This is a genomic window from Burkholderia sp. SIMBA_062 (assembly GCF_046534765.1).
Taxonomy (GTDB): Bacteria; Pseudomonadota; Gammaproteobacteria; order Burkholderiales; family Burkholderiaceae; genus Burkholderia; species Burkholderia ambifaria.
Map to the genome: position 1 here is coordinate 24,262 of NZ_JAWRYD010000016.1, position 16,965 is coordinate 41,226.

Here is a 16,965-nt window from a genome sequence, read left to right on the forward strand (position 1 = left end):
GGCGCGCTTCAGAAATCCACCTTCATGCTGACGGCGACGGTACGTCCGGACGACGTGTACGCGTCGAGCACCTGCGAATCGGCCGCGATGCCGCGCACGTCCGACCAGTTCCAGTATTTGCGGTCGAACAGGTTGCGGATGCCGATCGTCGCGCTCACGTGCTTGTTGAAGCGGTAGCCGCCGCGCAGGTCGACGACGAACGACGACGGCGGCGCGAAGCACGCCTTGTTCGAGCAGTCGGACTTGTCGATGTCGTTGTCGCGTTTCGCGGCCTGGAACAGCAGGTCGGTCTGCACGAACCAGCGTTCGCCGGGCTCGTAGCGCACGCCGAACACCGCCGAGAACGGATTGATCGTGTTCAGCGGCTGGCTCGCCGCGCCGTCGTTCCGTGTCGAACCCCGGGTGAACGCCATCGCCGTCTTCAGCGTGATGCCGTTGGGCATCACCCATTCGGCGCGGCCTTCGAAGCCGTGGATGCGCGCGTCGGCGAAGTTCACGTACTGGAACACGAACGGGTCGACCGGCCGGCCGCTGCCCGCGATCGTCGTGCGCGAGATGAAGTCGCGGTAGCGGCCGGTGAACGCGGCCGCGCTGTAGCGCACGATGCCGTAGCCGGTGCCGGCCTTGCCGCGCAGGCCGGCTTCGAACGTGTCGCTGGTCTCCGGCTTCAGGTTCGGATTGCCGATCGACGTGTAGCCGTACACCGGGTTCGAGAAGCTGCTGTTCACCTGGTCGGGTGTCGGCGCGCGGAAGCCGTGCGCGTATTGCGCATACGGAATCAGCGCGGGCGTGATCTCGTAGAGCACCGCGACGCGCGGCGACACTTCGTTCGCGCTCGTCGACACCGCGGTGCCGGTGAACAGCGGATCGTTCTGCGACGGGCTCAGCCGGTACGTATCGAAGCGCAGCCCCGGCGTGACGAGCAGGCGGCCGTAGCCGATCTGGTCCTGCATGAACGCGCCGAACAACGTGTAGTCGGTATCGGGAAACGCCTTGTTCGGGAACGCCTCGCCGACGCCCGGCACCGTGCCGTCGCGCAGGTTCGTCACGCGCGACACGCTGCCGTCGACGCCGTAGAGCAGCTTGTGCGCGAGCGGGCCGGTCGAGAAGCCGCTTTCGGCGAACGCGGCGCCGCCGAACGTGCGCTCCTGGTACTGGTTATCGCGGGAGCGCGATTTCAGCGGCGCGCCGCGCGTCTCGAACGCGTATTGATCCTGCTTCGCGTCCTGGTAGTAGAACTGCACGTGTGCGGTCTGGAACCAGCGGAACGCATCGTCGCGGAAGTCATAGTCGACGCTGAAGCGGTTGCGCTCGAGCCGGTCGTGGGTCGAGAGGCCGAGCGTGGCCGGTGCATTGATCGCGGACAGCACGTCGGTGCTCACGCGGCGCTGCACGGTTTCGGCGGTGAACTTGATCGTGTCGCGCGCGGTGGGCGTCAGCACGAGCTTGCCGAGCAGCGATTCCGAATAGACGTCCTGCGGGTTCGACGTCGTGCGCAGCGTGCTCGCCGAATTGTTGCTGCCGCGCGTGTCGACTTCGTGGCCGCGCCGGCCGTCGGCGATGATCATTCCCTGCACGCGGTCGTTGCCGCCCGCGGCCGACACCGTCGCGCCGACGCTGCGATCGGCCGAGTCGTAGCTTGGCCGGAACGAGAAGTAGGTGGGCTTGCCGTAGATCGACAGCAGATCGCGCGGATCCTTCGTGATGAAGTTCACCGCGCCGGTCAGCCCGTCGCTGCCGTACAGCGCCGACGCCGGCCCGCGCAGGATCTCGATGCGCTTGAGCGTGTCGAGATCCGCGTAGTCGCCGCGCCCGGCTTCGAGCGGCCCGAACGAGAATGCATTCGGCAGGCGGATGCCGTCTTCCATCAGCAGCACGCGATTGCCTTCGAGGCCGCGGATGTTGATGCTCGAATCGCCGTCGCGGCCGCCGCCGAGCGCGGCGCTGCCGGGGCGATACGCGGTGCGGCGCACCGTGACGCCCGGCTCGTAGCGCAGCGCGTCCTTGATGTTGGTGGCCTGCTGTTCCTCGAGATCGTCGTCGGTGATTACCGACACGGACGCGGCCGTGCGGCTCGCGGCGGTGGCGGTACGAGTGGCCGTGACGGTGACGGGGTCGAGCGGCGCCGCATCGCCGCGCGTGGATGCGGCGACGAGGGCGGCAGGTGGCGGGTGGGCGCCTTTCGACGACGAATCGACGTAAGTGGCGGAATCGGCGGAATCGGCGTAAGCGGGGGCGGCGGACAGGCCGAACACGCCGAACAGCGCGGCACAGATCGGCCGCCGCGCCAGCGGATAGCAATGCACAGGTGGTCTCCCATTGACGATAACGAGCCCGAAGGCTGGCTGGGTGACGTGTTCACCTGGCTGGCCCGTTCCCGCGCGACAGGCGGCGAACGGCGAATTGAACGGAACGAATGATTCTGCCAGTGTAAATGAGAATCATTATCAATACAAGAACGGAAAACAGCAGGTGCGGACACGCGCCGTCGGCGCGGGTCGGGCGAGCCGCGCGGGGATAAATTCGGGAAAGACGGACGCTAGGCCAGCGCTTCGATGCGAATCAGCAGGTTGCGCGCATGCGCAATGAACGCATCGTGCGTCGCGCGATCGCCGTGACCTTCGAAGCCGGTTTGCTCGGCGAATGCGAGCTGTTCGGCGTAGAGGTCGACGAGTGCGCGGCGTGTGTCGGGCGGCAGCGTGCGAATCATCGAGACGAGCAGCAACTCCTGCGCGCGCAGCATGCCGGACAGCGATTGGGGGTTCATGCCCACCTCCTCGAACGATGCGGCGGCGTGCCGCTCAATTCATAGTAGGTGGTGGGCGCGCGCAGCGGAAATCAGCCGGCGGCCGTCGCGGCGCGTGCATCGCGCACGATCTGCGCGACGCGCTCGACGAATTCGGCGTCGACGCTCGACAGCGCTTCGCGCTTGCCGTCGGGCATCTCGACCATCAGCCGGTACGTGATGTCCTGCGTGGTCCATGCGAGATAGCCGACGACGGCGAGCATCACGCCGACCACCAGCGCGCCGCTCGATCCGCCGATGCCGCCGGCGATGGCGGCGGCCACGCCGATCAGCGAGATCAGCCACGGCACGAGGCGGTTCTTCGGGATCTTGACGACGTCGACGTTGCGGATGTCACGCAGCGGAAAGACTTGGCCCGCCGCCGACAGGCCATTGCGCGTGATCGTCACGCCGCGTTCGTTGAATGCGTTTTCCATCGTGTGTTGCGTGGACGAAAACGCGCAGCGTAGCAGACTTCGTTGCCGCGTCAAACGAGACCGAGTGCCGCACGATGCGTGCGGGCCGGTTGCGACGCGGGCAGCGACGCGCGGGGAGAGGGAATCAGAACTGCAGCCGGCCGTCGCCGTACAGGCGGCCCGGCACGTGCGACGCGACGACCTCGGCGATCTCTTCGTCGGTCGATTCGGCCGGCACGATCTGGCGCCGCGCGGGCGCGTCGAGATGCATCGTCCATTCGACGAGCCGGTACGGGCGGCCCCACGGGCGCTGCATTTCCACCGACACGCGGCAGCTCTGGACCGGTAGCGAATGCTGGCGCGTCAGAATCGCGTGCAGATGGCTGTAAACGGTATCTTCGATCATCTTGGCCTCCGATCCTGTCTTGTGGGCAGTTGATGGCGGTGCCGTAGCGGGTCTCAAAAAAAAAGCCGCCGATGCTCAGGCGGCCAACAGGGGGGGTGGAAGCATCCTCTCAGCCCAGAATTAAGCGAAACTTAAAAGCCCATAAAAAAGCGCCCCGCCGGAGCGGGGCGCTTCTTGCCGTCGTGATCCGCGAGTTAAGCGGATGCTTTAGAACTTGTGACGGATACCGACGCGAGCGGCCAGCTGGTTCGACGCGCCCGTGCCCGACGTGTTGAAGTAGCTCGTGCTCGAGCCGATCTGCGCTTGCACGTTGTTGCCCGACGCCTTCTGGTAGACGACCAGGCCGTACACGTCCGTACGCTTGCTGAGCGCGTAGTCCAGCGCCAGGTTGCCCTGGTTCCAGTGCGCCGAGCCGCCGTTTTGCGTGGCGTTCGTGTACGTATAGCCCGCTGCTGCCGACAGGGCCGGCGTGAACGCGTACTTCAGGCCGGCTTCGTATGCGTTGTAGAACGTGCCCGATGCGCCGGCCGCGACCGGGGTGAACTGCGTGCGCGTCCACAGCGCCCATGCCGTTGCCGGGCCGAAGATGTAGCGGCCACCGACGCCGTACGTGCGCAGGTCGCGGATGTTACCCGTGCTGATGTTCGCGATCGTCGTCGAGAATGCCGGCGACGACTGGCTCGGGAAGCGGATGTCCGTGTAGGCCGCGCCGAGTGCAAACGGGCCGTTCGCATAGTTCACGCCGAAGCTGTATGCACGCGACGAGCCGCCCGTGTTCGTGGTGCCCGTGCCCGATGTGCCGGCGAAGTCGGTCGAGTTCGAGAAGCCGTACAACGCGCCGAACGTGAAGCCGGCGTAGTTCGCGCTCTGGAACTTCACCGCGTTGTTGATGCGGCTCGACGTGAGCTGGTCGACGTCGTTCACGTGGTACGCGTAGTTGCCCGCGACCGTGTTGCCGCCCGTCGAGTAGTTCGAACCGAGGACGTCGGTCGAGAACGAGTACTGACGACCGAGCGTGACCGTGCCGAATTGCGACTGGCTCAGGCCGACGTAAGCCTGGCGGCCGAAGATCGCGCCACCCTGGCCGATCGTGCCGTTGCCGCTGTTGAAGCCGTTTTCGAGCACGAAGATCGCCTTCAGGCCGCCACCGAGGTCTTCGGTGCCGCGCAGGCCCCAACGGCTGCCCTGGGCCACGCCGTCGTCGTACTTGAACAACTTGCCGCTGCCGCCGTTGGCGGTCTTGCTGTGGTTCACGTAGCTGATACCGGCGTCGATCACGCCGTACAGGGTCACGCTGCTTTGCGCGTGTGCGGTGCCGGCCGTTGCTGCGAGGATGGCGATGGTCAACAGTTTCTTGTTCAAAGGATTCTCCGAGCGAATGAATGGCGTGTCCAGTTGCGGTTCCGGCGCTCTCTACGGGCGCTCTCACGGACCGGCGGCAACTTTATCGGCGGGCCACGTAATGAATATGACAGCGACTGTCATATGACCAATGTGTGGTGCCGATGCGACACTGGATTCTGCCCGGTTGTACAGCGGGGAGTTATACCGATTCCGCCTGAGATTCGATCAAGATCAGGAATATGCACATGAAATAAGCTTGGTTGGTGCTGTTCCGGCCCCGTGCCACGATGCGCGCTTCGACAACCCCACGGGACAAGAGGACACCATGCGACGTTCGATCCTGACCGGCCTCGGCGCGCTTGCCGCGGCGCTGGCCTTTGCCGCGCCCGGCGCGCACGCCGATCCGCAGACGCTGAAGATCGGCACGATGAGCGGCCCCGACGCGCAGATCTGGACCGAGGTGACGAAAGTCGCCGCACGCGAAGGCCTCGCGATCAAGGTCATCGAATTCAACGATTACGTGCAGCCGAACGCGGCGCTCGACGCGGGCGACCTCGATGCGAACGGCTTCCAGCACCAGCCGTTTCTCGACAGCCAGATCAAGCAACGCGGCTACAAGATCGTCAACGTCGGGCTGACCTACACCGCGCCGATGGGCTTCTATTCGAAGAAGCTCAAGTCGCTGAAGGATTTGCCGGCCGGCGCGAAGGTCGGGATCCAGAACGATCCGTCGAACGGCAACCGCGCGCTGTTGCTGCTGCAAAAGTACGGCGTGATCAAGCTGAAGGCGGGTGTCGGCACGAACGGCGTGAACGCGACACCGCTCGACGTCGCCGAGAATCCGAAGAAGATCAAGATCGTCGAGCTTGATTCCGCGCAACTGCCGCGCGCACTGCCGGACCTCGACGCCGCGTCGATCAACACCGACTACGCGGTGAAGGCCGGGCTCACGCCGGTGAAGGATGCGATCGCGATCGAGGATCTGCGCGGGCCGTACGCGAACCTGATCGCGGTGCGCGCGCAGGACAAGGACAAGCCGTGGGTGAAGAAGCTCGTCGCGGCCTATGAGTCGGACGACGTGCGCAAGTTCATCGACCGGCAGTTCGGCGGCGCGATCGTGCCGGCGTTCTGAGCGGCGACGCAAGCAAGCCGCCGCCCGGCTGCCGCGCCGGGCCTCCCGCGGGGCCTCCCGCTGGGCCGAAAAGCACATCGCCCGCGCAAGCGGGCGATGTCGTTGGCGCGCGCCGCGACGCGACGCGGCGCGCGGGCTCGCGGCCCAAGCCGCTGAGGCCGCTCAGGCCGACAGCAGCGACCCGGTGCGGATCGGCGTCGCGCCGGCGATGCGCGCGACTTCCATCCCGGCCGTCGCGAAGCGCACGATCTGGCGCGCGTACAGCACGCCCGACACGCTGCTCTTCAGCGTGATCACGCGATCGGTCAGCGGATCGACGATGTCGGCCACTTCCTGGCCGGCCTCGATCCACGCGCCCACCGGCGTGCGGAACACGATCACGCCCGACACCGGTGCCACGAGCGGATCGGTGCCCGCGAGCGGCGTGGCCGGATGCGAGAGCGGCGGCAGCGGCGCGGGCGTGCCGTCGATGACGCCGCGTTCCGTCAGGTATTCGACGATCGCCTGCGCGTCCTTCTCGGCAAACTCGTACGACACGTCGCGCTCGCTGCGCAGTTCGACCGTGACGGAAATCGCGCCGTTCGGGATCGGGAAACGATCGCCGAAGCGGTTGCGCAGATCCGACCAGCAGAAGCTGTGGATCTCGTCGAACGGATTGCCGACCGAATTCAGCGCGAGCAGCGACGCCTGCGCATCCAGGTAGCGCGCGAGCGGCTCGACGTCTTCCCACAGATCGGGGTTCGTGTAGAGGTGCAGCACCGCGTCGCTGTCGCAATGCAGGTCGAGCACGATGTCGGCGTCGAACGACAGCTTCTGCAGCGCGAGGCGCTGTGAGTCCAGCTCGGTGCGCGGCTTCTGCTCGTCGAGCGCCTCGCGCATCGCGGCGCGTACCGCGGCGAGGTTGCGCTGCGCGTCGTGCGTCAGGCGGCCTTCCATGCGCGGCAGCACGAGCGCCGCGAGATCGTAGAAATTGCGGTTGAAGTTCTGCATCGAGCCGAGCTCGAAGCGGCCGAGGTGATCGCCGAACACGTGCTGCGACAGGCCGATCGGGTTCGGCACCGGGACGATGACCACTTCGCCGCGCAGCTTGCCGGCCGTCTCGAGCGCGGCGATCTTGCGGCGCAGCAGCGCGGCGACCAGCATGCCGGGCAGTTCGTCCGCGTGCAGCGACGACTGGATGTAGACCTTCTTGCCGCCGCGCGGGCCGTAGTGGAAGCTTGTGATCTGGCGTTCGGTGCCGACGGCGGGGGAAATCAGCGGATGGGTCTGCGTTTGCATGATGAGGGGAGGGCGGCGCAGCCGCGAGTGATCCGTATGCGTGGAAGATCGATTGTACGTTGCCTTCCGCGAACCTATCAAACCACGCGCCGGGCCCATCGTTTCCCTTTGCGAATCATCGGGTTGGCGCGTAAAAAATAACGGCTCGGCAACCCAGCGCGCACGCGTTGTACGCACCGTTCGATCGCACGCGCGCAAAAAAACGGGCTCCTTGCGGAGCCCGTCTGCGCGGATGAGAAGCGCGCTTTTACGCGGTATTACTTGCCGTACACGTCGAAATCGAAGTACTTCTTCGCGATCTTCTGGTACGTGCCGTCCTTGCGCATGCCGGTGATCGCGCTGTCGATCTTCGCCTTCAGGTCGGTGTCTTCCTTGCGCAGGCCGATGCCCGCGCCGTTGCCGAGCGTCTTCGGATCGTCGATGTCCTTGCCGGCGAAATCGAAGTTGGCGCCGCGCGGCGTCTTCAGGAAGCCGATCTCGGCCTGCACCGCGTCCTGCAGCGCGCCGTCCAGACGGCCCGCGATCAGGTCGGCATAGACCTGGTCTTGGTTCTGGTAAGGCACGACCTTCACGCCCTTCGCGGCCCAGTACGTCTTCGCATAGGTTTCCTGGATCGTGCCCTGCTCGACACCGATCGACTTGCCCTTCAGCGATTCGGCGGTCGGCATCAGGCCCGAGCCCTTCTTCGCGACGAGGCGCGTCGGCGTGTTGAACAGCTTCTCGGAGAACGCGATCTGTTCCTGGCGCGCCGGCGTCATCGACATCGACGACAGGACGCCGTCGAACTTACGTGCCTTCAGTGCCGGGATCATTCCGTCGAAGTCGTTTTCGATCCACACGCACTTCGCGTTCATGCGGCGGCAGATCTCGTTGCCGAGATCGACGTCGAAGCCGACCACCTTGCCGTCAGCTCCTTTCGACTCGAAAGGCGGGTAGCTTGCGTCGACGCCGAAGCGCACGGTCGTCCAGTCCTTCGCGTATGCGGTGCCGGCCGAAACGGCGAGCACGGCCACGGTCACAGCCGCAAGAATCTTCTTCACTCGGTCACTCCTCGTTTTGTTCGATGGGTGCGCGGTTGTGCCGCGCCGTAAGCCTTCATCCGGCGCGGTTTCGCGTCGGACTGTCCGTTTCGCCTGCCCGATGCGGGCGCGCGACGTGCGCAAGATTATCAAGACAAAATACCGGGAGGGCGCCTAGGACAAGCCCCGATACCGGAACCGACGCCCGCGCATGCGCCGCGCGACCGTTTCAGACCAAGGAACGGTTCAACCGAGCGTTTCGTTGACCGCGCGCTGCAGGCAACTGACGAATTCCGATACGGCGGGCGTCGGAAGCAGGTCGCGGCGCGCGATGATCGACAGGTCGAAGCGCGGCATGCTTTCGTCGAGCTCGGCCGTGCGGATGCCGAGCGGCGCCACCATTGCGGCCAGCGGGCGCGTGAAACAGCCGATCACGTCGGAGCGCGCGACGAGCCCCAGCGTCACCGCGAACGACATCGGCGAGCGCAGCAGGCGCTTCGGCAGCGGCAGCCCGCGCGCGTCGAACATCGCGCTCATCACGCTGTGCGGGAACTGCTCGGCGCCGACCGTGACGATCCACTCGGCGTCGAGTAATTCCTCTAACCGGCGCGCGCGGGCAAGCGGGTGGCCTTCGCGCATCACGACGGTGAATTCGGTCGACAGTAGCGGCACCTGCGTGAAATCGCGATCGAGCGCGGGCACATGGTGCATCGCAGCGATGTCGAGCGTGCCGTTGCGCAGTTGCGCGAGCGCGTCGGGCACCGTCACTTCCTCGAGATGCAGGCTGACGTTCGGCATCGACCGGCGGAACGCGGTGACCGCGTGCGGCAGCGCGGTCAGCGCGATCGACGGCATCGTGCCGACCGCGACGCGCCCGGACATTTCCCCTTTCACCTGCTCGACGGCCTCGACGGTGCGGCGCATGTCGCCGAGCAGTTGCTCGGCACGCGGCAGCAGCGCATGGCCGCACGCGGTCAATTCGACGCCGCGCACGCTGCGCACGAGCAGTTCCGCGTTCAGCGCCGTTTCGAGTTCGCGGATCGTATGCGTGATCGCGGGCTGGGTGACGCCGAGCTCGCGCGCGGCGGCGCGCAGGCTCTTGTGATGCGCGGCGGAGACGAACGCCTGGAGCTGCGCGATGTTCAGGTGGTTTCGGATGCGGGTCATCGATCGGTCCGGTTGGCGCGAAAGGGGGCGGCGTCAGGTCGCGTTCCTGATGAACGTCACGCGCCGGCGCGCGCGCGGAACGCCTGGCGATAGCGCTGCGGCGACGTGCCGACGATGCGGGCGAAGCGCTCGCGAAACGCGGTGACCGAACCGAACCCGGCTTCCGTCGCCACGTGCTCGATCGACAGCTCCGTCATCTCCAGCAACTGCTGCGCATGCCTGACGCGTGCGGTCTGCAGCCATTGCCGCGGCGACGTGCCCGTGTGCGCCTGAAAGCGCCGCGTCAGCGTGCGCACGCTCGTCGATGCGTGGCGGGCCATCGCGTCGAGCGTCAGCGGCTTGCGCAGGTTCGCCTGCAGCCAGTCCATCAGGCCCTGCAGCCCGTCGCTGCCGGCCGGCCATTCGGGCGCGATGAACTGCGCCTGCCCGCCTTCGCGCACGCGCGGCGCCACCGCGCAGCGCGCGGCATCGACGGCGACCGCCGCGCCGTAGTCGGCCTGGATCATGTGCAGGCACAGATCGAGGCCGGCCGCGGCGCCTGCCGACGTCAGGATCTGCCCGTTGTCGACGAACAGCACGTTCGGGTCGACCTCGACGTTCGGGTAGCGGCGCGCGAGTTCGGCGGCCGCGAGCCAGTGCGTCGTCGCGCGCAGGCCGTCGAGCAGCCCGGCTTCCGCGAGCACGAACGCGCCGCTGCAGATCGACGCGATCCGGCAACCGCGCGCGGCGGCCGCGCGCAGTGCCGCGATCGCGCGGCGCGACGTGGGCGCGAGCGGCACGGACGTGCCGGGGACGACGATCGTGTCGGCATCGGCAAGTGCATCGAGACGAAACGGTGGGCGCAGTTCGAACAGCTCGCCCGCGACGCGCGGATGCTCGCTGCACACGCGCACGCGGTATGCCTGCGCGACGTCGGGCGAGCGCACGCGCGCGAACGTGTCGCACGCCACGCCCAGATCGAACGGGACGACATCGGGCAAAGCGAGCACGGCGAGCGTATGCATGGCGTTCGCGGCCCGTGGCCAGAATCCGTTGAAAGATGTCATTCTAGCCAATGGCTCGCACCCGCGCCACGCGCGACAATCGCGGCGGACCCACCTGGAGGCCTGTCGATGAAACAAGACGATCGCAACGCGTTGCGCCACCTGCAATACCTGTCGTTGCTGGAAGCGACCACGCTTGTCGTGCTGGTATGCGTGGCCGTGCCGCTCAAGCATCTGGCCGGGTATCCGGTCGCGGTATCGGTCATGGGCCCGGTTCACGGCATCGCGTTCGCGATGTACGTGTGGGCGGTCGTCGGCACCGCGTCGAGCGGGCTGTGGAGCAAGGGCGAGGTCGCGCGGCTCGTGCTGTCGGCCGTCGTGCCGTTCGCGGGGCTGGCGAGCGCCGGATGGATCGCGCGCAGGCGGCATGCGCAATGATCTACCTGGTGCTGAAGGCCGTGCATGTGGCCGCCGTCGTCACGTTCGTCGGCGGGCTGTTGATGCTGTCCGTCGGCGTTCGTATCGCCAACCTGGCCGTGCATCGTGCGGTGCGGGGCTGGGATCGTACGGTGACGGCGCCCGCGCTCGCGCTCGTCTGGATCACGGGGGTCGCGATCGCGCTGAACGGTCACTGGTTCGGCGCCGCGTGGCTGTCGGTGAAACTGGTCGTCGTCACCGCGCTGTCGGCGCTGCACGGGATGCTGGCCGGCTCGCTGCGGCGCATGGCGCGCGACGATCTCGTCGTCGTGCCCGCGCCGTGGCTCGGGCAGGCGGCGGGCGCGGTCGTGGTCGCCGCGGCGATCGTCGTCGGGCTGGTCGTGATCAAGCCGTTCTGACGCGGTGGGTCTACGCGAGCGCCGTCTCGACCGCTGCCAGCGTGCGCCGCCGGATCCAGCCGCTTCCCAGCCGGATCGCGAGCCAGTACGGCAGGAACAGCAGCCGCGTGCGCGCGCTCGGACAATGCACGAAGGTTTCGGTGCGCAGCAGGCGCGCGCCGGAGCGCAGTCCGATCACCTCGAAGCGCAGCACCAGCTTCGCGTCGTGCGGATCGTCGTGCCGCATGAAGGCCGCTGCGTCGGCGATCGTCCGCACGTCGGGCGTCGGGTGCCAGAAGCGCCCGACGAGGCCGAGCGACAGCGACGTGTCGTCGCGATGCAGCAGCGTGAAGGAGTCGAAGCCGAAGCGCTCGCGCGCGGCTTGGGGCGCACGATTGCGCAGCACGCGGGCGACGGCCGCCGGCGTTTCGCGCACGGCCAGCAGCGCGTCGATGACCGGATCGGCCCGCATGTCGAGCGTGGCGACGGCGTCGATGATGCGCGACGGCGGCGCGTCGATCGGCCGCGATTCATGAACCTCGACGAAGCCGAACGACGGGATGAACGGCGGCTTGTGCGCCGCGGTCCGCGTGTCTGATTCGGAGACGATGCCGAACGGATTCATCAGTTGCTCCGAGAAACCCCGCCATTTCCCCCAAGGGGACTTCCTTCGGGGCGGATGGCGGGAAGGAAAGGATTGCTGTTGACAGGCAGCTTCTTCCACGGGTTAGGATCACCGGCATGATTCTTGTCTACCGCTACCGCGTGAAGTCGCTCAACGGACTGCTCAACAAGCAGAGCCGTGCGGTGAACTACGTCTGGAACTTCTGCAATGACACGCAGAAGCACGCGCTCAAGTGGAGCAAGAAATGGCCGACGGGATTCGATCTGAACGTGCTGACGACGGGGAGTAGCAAGGAACTCGGCATCCACTCCGGCACGATCAACGCGACGTGCGAGCAATATGCGAAGTCGCGCAGTCAGCACCGTCGGCCCTACCTGCGCTATCGCGGCAGGAAATCTCTTGGCTGGGTGCCGCTGAAGGGGCGTGACCTGAAGCGCGAGGGTGACGCGTTCCGCTTCGCCGGCAATACTTTCCGTGTGTTCAATAGCCGACCGCTTCCCGAAGGCAAGATCAAGGACGGAACCAACTTTGCGCAGGATGCGCGGGGCAACTGGTTTCTCAACATCGCGATCGAGATGCCCGATGTTCAGGCCCGCCCGATCCGTTCGGGTGTCGGCATCGATCTCGGTCTGAAAGACTTCGCCACACTTTCGACCGGCGAGAAGCTGCCCAATGACCAATTCGGCCGCCGCGCGGCGGAGAAGCTGGCGAAAGCTCAACGGGCGCGCAAGCACAAACGCCATATCGCGAAGCTGCACGCCAAGGTGACGAATGCACGTGCTGATTTCCAGCACAAGCTCGCGCTCGATCTGGTGCGGCGGTTCGATTACATCGCGGTCGGCAACGTGTCTGCCGTCAAACTTGCCAGAACCAGGATGGCGAAGAGCGTCTACGACGCGTCCTGGTCGTCCTTCCGAAACAAGCTCCGTTACAAAGCGATCGCGCACGGGGCCACGTTCGAGGAAGTGGACGAAGGCGGTTCTACCCAGTCCTGTTCGTCGTGCGGATCGAAAGACAGCACGACGCGGCCGAAAGGTATCGCGGGGCTGCGAATGAGAGAGTGGGCCTGCAGTGAATGTGGTGTCGAGCATGATCGAGATACCAATGCTGCGCTGAACATTCTCCGATGCGGACGTGCATCGCCAGTAGTGGGAATCCGCCGCCTTTAGGCGGCGGAGGACGTCAAGACGGTTCCGGAGGACAAAGCGCGATCGTAGCACCGCGTGCGGATTCATGAAGGGACACGACGCACGCCGCTCCCTGCCGGCCGGCACGGCGCAACCCCGTGGCGCACCCGCAAAAAAAGCCTGGAAACTTGCGTTTCCAGGCCGGCAGACCATCAACGACGATGGTGGGAGGAGACCGTGTCGTCCCGCCGCGCGGCGCGCTTTGCGCAGGCAGCGTCGCGCATGAGCCGCGCTCAGATCGCCCAGCCGCCGAGGTAGAACGTGACGAGCACGGCCGCGATGAGCACGGTGCCGACGTTGAGCTTGCGGAATTCGCCGCTGGCGATGCGGCCGATCACGAGCGTCGAGAAGCCGAGCATGATGCCCGTCACGATGTTCGCGGTCAGCACGATGAACACCGCGCACACGAGGCCCGACATCGCGTCGACCATGTCGTCCATGTGCAGCTTGCTCACGCTGCCGAGCATCAGCAGGCCGACATACATCAGCGCGGGTGCGGTGGCGTACGACGGCACGAGGCCCGCGAGCGGCGAGAAGAACATCACGACCAGGAACAGCAGGCCGACCACCGCGGCCGCGAGGCCCGTCTTCGCGCCGGCGGCCACGCCGACGCTCGACTCGATGTAGGCCGCGGCCGGCGCACCGCCGAGGAAGCCCGAGAAGATCGAGCTGATCGAATCGGCGGTCAACGCGCGGCCGCCGTTGATGATGCGGCCGTTCTCGTCGAGCTGGCCCGCCTGGCCGGCGACCGCGCGGATCGTGCCGGTCGCGTCGAACACGGCGGTCATCACGAGCGCCAGCACGCTCGGCAGCACGGCCATCGACAGCGCGCCCTTGATGTCCATCGCGCCGATCAGCGATGCGTGGCCCGGCGCGCTCAGCGACGGCAGCGCGAAGACGCCGCGGTATTTCACGGCCGGGTCGAACAGGAGGCCGATCAGCGAGATCGCGACCACGACGAGCAGGATGCCGCCCGGCACGCGGCGCTTCTCGAGCCCGAAGATCGCGGCGAGGCCGACGACCGACATGATCACCGGGAACGCGGTGATCTGGCCGAGCGAGACCGGCAGGCCGGCGCCCGGGTTCCTGATCACGAGGCCGACGTCGTTCGACGCGATCAGCAGCAGGAACAGGCCGATGCCGATCCCGGTGCCGTGCGCGACGCCCGCGGGCAGGTTGCGCAGGATCCACGAACGCACGCCGGTGACCGAGATGCCCGTGAACACGACGCCCATCAGGAACACGGCGCCGAGCGCGACCGTGGGCGGCAGGCCCTTGCCGAGCACGAGACCGAACGCGGTGAACGCCGTCAGCGAAATCGCGCAGCCGATCGCGATCGGCAGCTTCGCCCACAGGCCCATCAGCAGCGAACCGAAGGCGGTGGTGAGACAGACCGCGACGAATACCGCGCTCGTATCGAAGCCGGCCTTGCCGAACATCCCGGGCACGACGAACACGGAATAGACCATCGCGAGGAAGGTGGTCACGCCCGCGACGATTTCGCGACGCTGCGTGCTGCCGCGCGACGAAATGTCGAAGTACCGGTCGATGGCTCCCTTGGTGCCGAAGTCGGGTTGTTCCGCACCGACGCCGACCGTCGGCTGCACCGGGGTATCACTCATGAGCTTGCTCCTTTATCAGCATGCTGAAACGGCCTGTAGCGGACCGTCGTCAGGGTGTCTCGTATCTGGTTGAAATTGTCGGCAACGTCGTGGGGACGCATGACGCGTGACGCATGACGTGTGCGCCGTGTCGTCGTACGCGCGTCGAAGCGGGCGCGAGTGTGTCGTGTCGTACGACGGTGGCGGGTCGACCCCGTCACGTGTGCTTTGCCGTAGCGAAGGTTAGGCGAACGGCCCATCACGTCCCATTGGGGGAAGAGCATGCAGCGCATGTCGCAGCGCTTATATCGGCGTGCAACGGGGCTTCGTCGTCGCGGAACGCGTGTATACGCCTAGTTCGAATCCGTTAAGGCGATTATTTGAATGCAGGGGCGGCGGGCAGGGCGGGGGCCGGGTGATGCATCGAGGCTTACGGATGTCTTTCGTCGAGGCCGGGCCGGCGCGTCAAAGCGGCCGCGCGCGACGCGCATCCGGATGCCGGTGCCGCGCGCATGCCGCGCTGGCGCTGGTCATGGCACGTTGTCCGTCAATCCTGCGCGAGATGCGCGAGGTACACACAGAACATGTCGGCCATCGCGTTCGAATAGGCGTCGATTTCCGCAGGCGTGCGCTCCGTTTCGGAGAACGCCTTGCCGCCCGTGGTGAGCGTCGTCATGATCAGCTGGCAGGCGAGCGCATGCGTGGCGTCGGGCACGTCGGGCAGCATTTCGCGCATGAACGTGCTGAAGACCCGGTTGCCCTCGGCCTTCATTTCCTGCGCCTCGGGGGCGTCGCGATAGAGCGGCGCGGCGTCGTCGAGTGCGATGCGCATGGACGCCTCGTCGCATTCCGAACGGATGAACGCGTGGACGGCAGTGCGCAGCCGCTCGGGCGGCGTCTTGCGCGTGTCCTGCATCATCCCGCACAGCATCTCGGACGTCTGCCGCCATTCGTCGTGCTGGAGCCGGAACAGCACGGCCGCCTTGTTCGGGAAGTACTGGTACAGCGAGCCGACACTCACGCCGGCGCGCTCGGCCACGCGCGCCATCGTGAAGCGCTGCGCGCCTTCGGTCGCCAAAACCTGAATAGCGGCCTGCAGCACGTCGTCGACGAGACGGGTCGAGCGGGCCTGCTTGGGCTGTTTGCGCGAGGCGATCGGGGCGTTGCGGCGGTCGGTCATGACGGGTCTGCCAATGCGAATAGTAAAACCTGAATGATTCGTCATATTCTAGTCGGGCGTACTGACGCACTCAACCTGATACCGGAGATTCGCATGACCACCCTGATTCACGACCCGTTGGCGTCGCTGCTCGCGCGCCTGTTCGACGAAGCCGAAGCATCGTCGCCCGCATCGAACCCGGACTTCGCCAACGTGTCGCACGACGAGCAAATGCGGCTGATGCGCAGCAAGACCGATTACGCCGATTTCTATGCACGCCTGAAGGACTATCCGCTCGCGGTGTCGCGCGAGACGGGCACGCTGCTGTACATGCTCGCGCGCGGCTGCGGTGCACGTGCGATCGTCGAGTTCGGCACGTCGTTCGGCATCTCGACGCTGCACCTCGCGGCCGCGCTGCGCGACAACGGCGGCGGCCGGGTGATCACGAGCGAGTTCGAAGCGTCGAAGGTCGCGCGGGCGCGCGCCAATCTGGCGGCGGCCGGGCTGGCCGATCTGGTGGAGATTCGGGAAGGCGATGCGTTGCGCACGCTGGCCAGCGATCTGCCGGATACGGTCGACCTGCTGCTGCTCGACGGCGCTAAGGCGTTGTATCCGGAGATTCTCGAACGGGTCGAGCCGCGGCTGCGGGCGGGCGCGTTCGTCGTCGCGGACAATGCCGAATACAGCCCCGACTATCTCGCCTACGTGCGTGCGCCGCGGAACGGCTATCTGTCGGTGCCGTTCGGCGGCGATGTCGAACTGTCGATGCGGATTCGCTGAGGCTGAGACATCGCGCGGCAGCCGGAGCGATACCGTGAAAATGCAGGATAACTGATCAAGTGGATGTGACGGCGGCGCCCTGGTTCGGGCAGCCGCCGTCGTGCGTTACTTCAGGAACACGTAGCGCGCGGAATACGGAAAGTGGCCGACCGCATGCTCGGTCGAACACGCGGGTTCCGGCGGTGTGTCGCCCGCGGTGTCGAGCCGCTGCATGGAAGCGCACGCCGGCGAGAGATCGCCACGGCCGCGCGCCGCAGCGGCCGCGTCC

18 protein-coding genes are annotated in these 16,965 nt (G+C 66.5%); 5 read left to right on the forward strand and 13 right to left on the reverse strand.

Translation table 11 applies throughout. The features are described from left to right. Positions 1-8: 8 nt before the first annotated feature. The 5 genes from SB786_RS18795 to SB786_RS18815 form a co-directional block, all read right to left on the reverse strand. On the reverse strand, positions 9-2,306 hold the full coding sequence (locus SB786_RS18795; protein ID WP_410728756.1) for a TonB-dependent hemoglobin/transferrin/lactoferrin family receptor: 2,298 nt from the start codon (positions 2,304-2,306) through the stop codon (positions 9-11). Positions 2,307-2,539: 233 nt separating this feature from the next. Further along, positions 2,540-2,767, reverse strand: coding sequence for a hypothetical protein (locus SB786_RS18800; protein ID WP_006754285.1), 228 nt, complete (start codon positions 2,765-2,767; stop codon positions 2,540-2,542). A 71-nt stretch (positions 2,768-2,838) separates the two neighbouring features. After that, positions 2,839-3,222, reverse strand: coding sequence for a DUF6232 family protein (locus tag SB786_RS18805; protein ID WP_166721320.1), 384 nt, complete (start codon positions 3,220-3,222; stop codon positions 2,839-2,841). Between the two features lie 124 nt (positions 3,223-3,346). After that, a complete protein-coding gene (locus tag SB786_RS18810) occupies positions 3,347-3,607 on the reverse strand; it encodes a DUF2866 domain-containing protein (RefSeq protein WP_006757196.1) in 261 nt (86 codons plus the stop codon). A 207-nt stretch (positions 3,608-3,814) separates the two neighbouring features. Beyond that, entirely contained in the window at positions 3,815-4,969 is a 1,155-nt protein-coding gene (locus SB786_RS18815; RefSeq protein ID WP_006757197.1) for a porin, read from the reverse strand. Positions 4,970-5,276: 307 nt separating this feature from the next. On the opposite strand from SB786_RS18815, the gene SB786_RS18820 reads away from it, so the two are divergent. Then, entirely contained in the window at positions 5,277-6,083 is an 807-nt protein-coding gene (locus tag SB786_RS18820; RefSeq protein ID WP_410728757.1) for a MetQ/NlpA family ABC transporter substrate-binding protein, read from the forward strand. Between the two features lie 162 nt (positions 6,084-6,245). Here the strand turns inward: SB786_RS18820 and SB786_RS18825 are convergent, their stop codons facing one another. The 4 genes from SB786_RS18825 to SB786_RS18840 form a co-directional block, all read right to left on the reverse strand. Beyond that, positions 6,246-7,361 (reverse strand): succinylglutamate desuccinylase/aspartoacylase family protein, encoded by a 1,116-nt coding sequence (locus tag SB786_RS18825; RefSeq protein ID WP_410728758.1) that lies wholly within the window; start codon positions 7,359-7,361, stop codon positions 6,246-6,248. A 257-nt stretch (positions 7,362-7,618) separates the two neighbouring features. Continuing rightward, positions 7,619-8,401 carry an ABC transporter substrate-binding protein gene (locus SB786_RS18830; RefSeq protein ID WP_006757200.1) on the reverse strand — a complete coding sequence of 261 codons (783 nt, stop codon included), beginning with the start codon at positions 8,399-8,401 and terminating at the stop codon, positions 7,619-7,621. 225 nt (positions 8,402-8,626) lie between these two features. After that, the gene (locus tag SB786_RS18835; RefSeq protein ID WP_410728759.1) at positions 8,627-9,547 is read right to left on the reverse strand and encodes a LysR family transcriptional regulator; all 921 of its coding nucleotides are present in this window, start codon (positions 9,545-9,547) and stop codon (positions 8,627-8,629) included. Between the two features lie 56 nt (positions 9,548-9,603). Further along, a complete protein-coding gene (locus SB786_RS18840; RefSeq protein ID WP_410728760.1) occupies positions 9,604-10,551 on the reverse strand; it encodes a GlxA family transcriptional regulator in 948 nt (315 codons plus the stop codon). Positions 10,552-10,659: 108 nt separating this feature from the next. Between SB786_RS18840 and SB786_RS18845 the strand changes: the two genes are divergently transcribed. Both SB786_RS18845 and SB786_RS18850 read left to right on the forward strand, forming a co-directional pair. Next, positions 10,660-10,968 (forward strand): DUF3817 domain-containing protein, encoded by a 309-nt coding sequence (locus SB786_RS18845; RefSeq protein WP_410728761.1) that lies wholly within the window; start codon positions 10,660-10,662, stop codon positions 10,966-10,968. Continuing rightward, positions 10,965-11,366 (forward strand): CopD family protein, encoded by a 402-nt coding sequence (locus tag SB786_RS18850; protein WP_410728762.1) that lies wholly within the window; start codon positions 10,965-10,967, stop codon positions 11,364-11,366. Before SB786_RS18845 ends, SB786_RS18850 begins: the two co-directional genes overlap by 4 nt. 10 nt (positions 11,367-11,376) lie before the next feature. Here the strand turns inward: SB786_RS18850 and SB786_RS18855 are convergent, their stop codons facing one another. Next, positions 11,377-11,970: a hypothetical protein gene (locus SB786_RS18855; RefSeq protein ID WP_410728763.1), complete on the reverse strand. Its 594-nt coding sequence runs from the start codon at positions 11,968-11,970 to the stop codon at positions 11,377-11,379. A gap of 116 nt (positions 11,971-12,086) precedes the next feature. Between SB786_RS18855 and SB786_RS18860 the strand changes: the two genes are divergently transcribed. Then, positions 12,087-13,139: an RNA-guided endonuclease InsQ/TnpB family protein gene (locus SB786_RS18860; RefSeq protein WP_410728764.1), complete on the forward strand. Its 1,053-nt coding sequence runs from the start codon at positions 12,087-12,089 to the stop codon at positions 13,137-13,139. 251 nt (positions 13,140-13,390) lie between these two features. On the opposite strand, the gene SB786_RS18865 is transcribed toward SB786_RS18860, so the two are convergent. Further along, positions 13,391-14,779, reverse strand: coding sequence for an NCS2 family permease (locus tag SB786_RS18865; RefSeq protein ID WP_410728765.1), 1,389 nt, complete (start codon positions 14,777-14,779; stop codon positions 13,391-13,393). 526 nt (positions 14,780-15,305) lie between these two features. After that, positions 15,306-15,938: a TetR family transcriptional regulator gene (locus tag SB786_RS18870; protein WP_410728766.1), complete on the reverse strand. Its 633-nt coding sequence runs from the start codon at positions 15,936-15,938 to the stop codon at positions 15,306-15,308. 93 nt (positions 15,939-16,031) lie between these two features. Between SB786_RS18870 and SB786_RS18875 the strand changes: the two genes are divergently transcribed. Then, complete coding sequence (locus SB786_RS18875; protein WP_006757208.1) at positions 16,032-16,697, forward strand: O-methyltransferase; 666 nt, start codon at positions 16,032-16,034, stop codon at positions 16,695-16,697. Between the two features lie 105 nt (positions 16,698-16,802). Here SB786_RS18875 and SB786_RS18880 read toward each other — a convergent pair whose 3' ends face one another. Beyond that, positions 16,803-16,910 (reverse strand): DUF3455 domain-containing protein, encoded by a 108-nt coding sequence (locus SB786_RS18880; RefSeq protein WP_410728767.1) that lies wholly within the window; start codon positions 16,908-16,910, stop codon positions 16,803-16,805. Between the last annotated feature and the right edge of the window lie 55 nt (positions 16,911-16,965).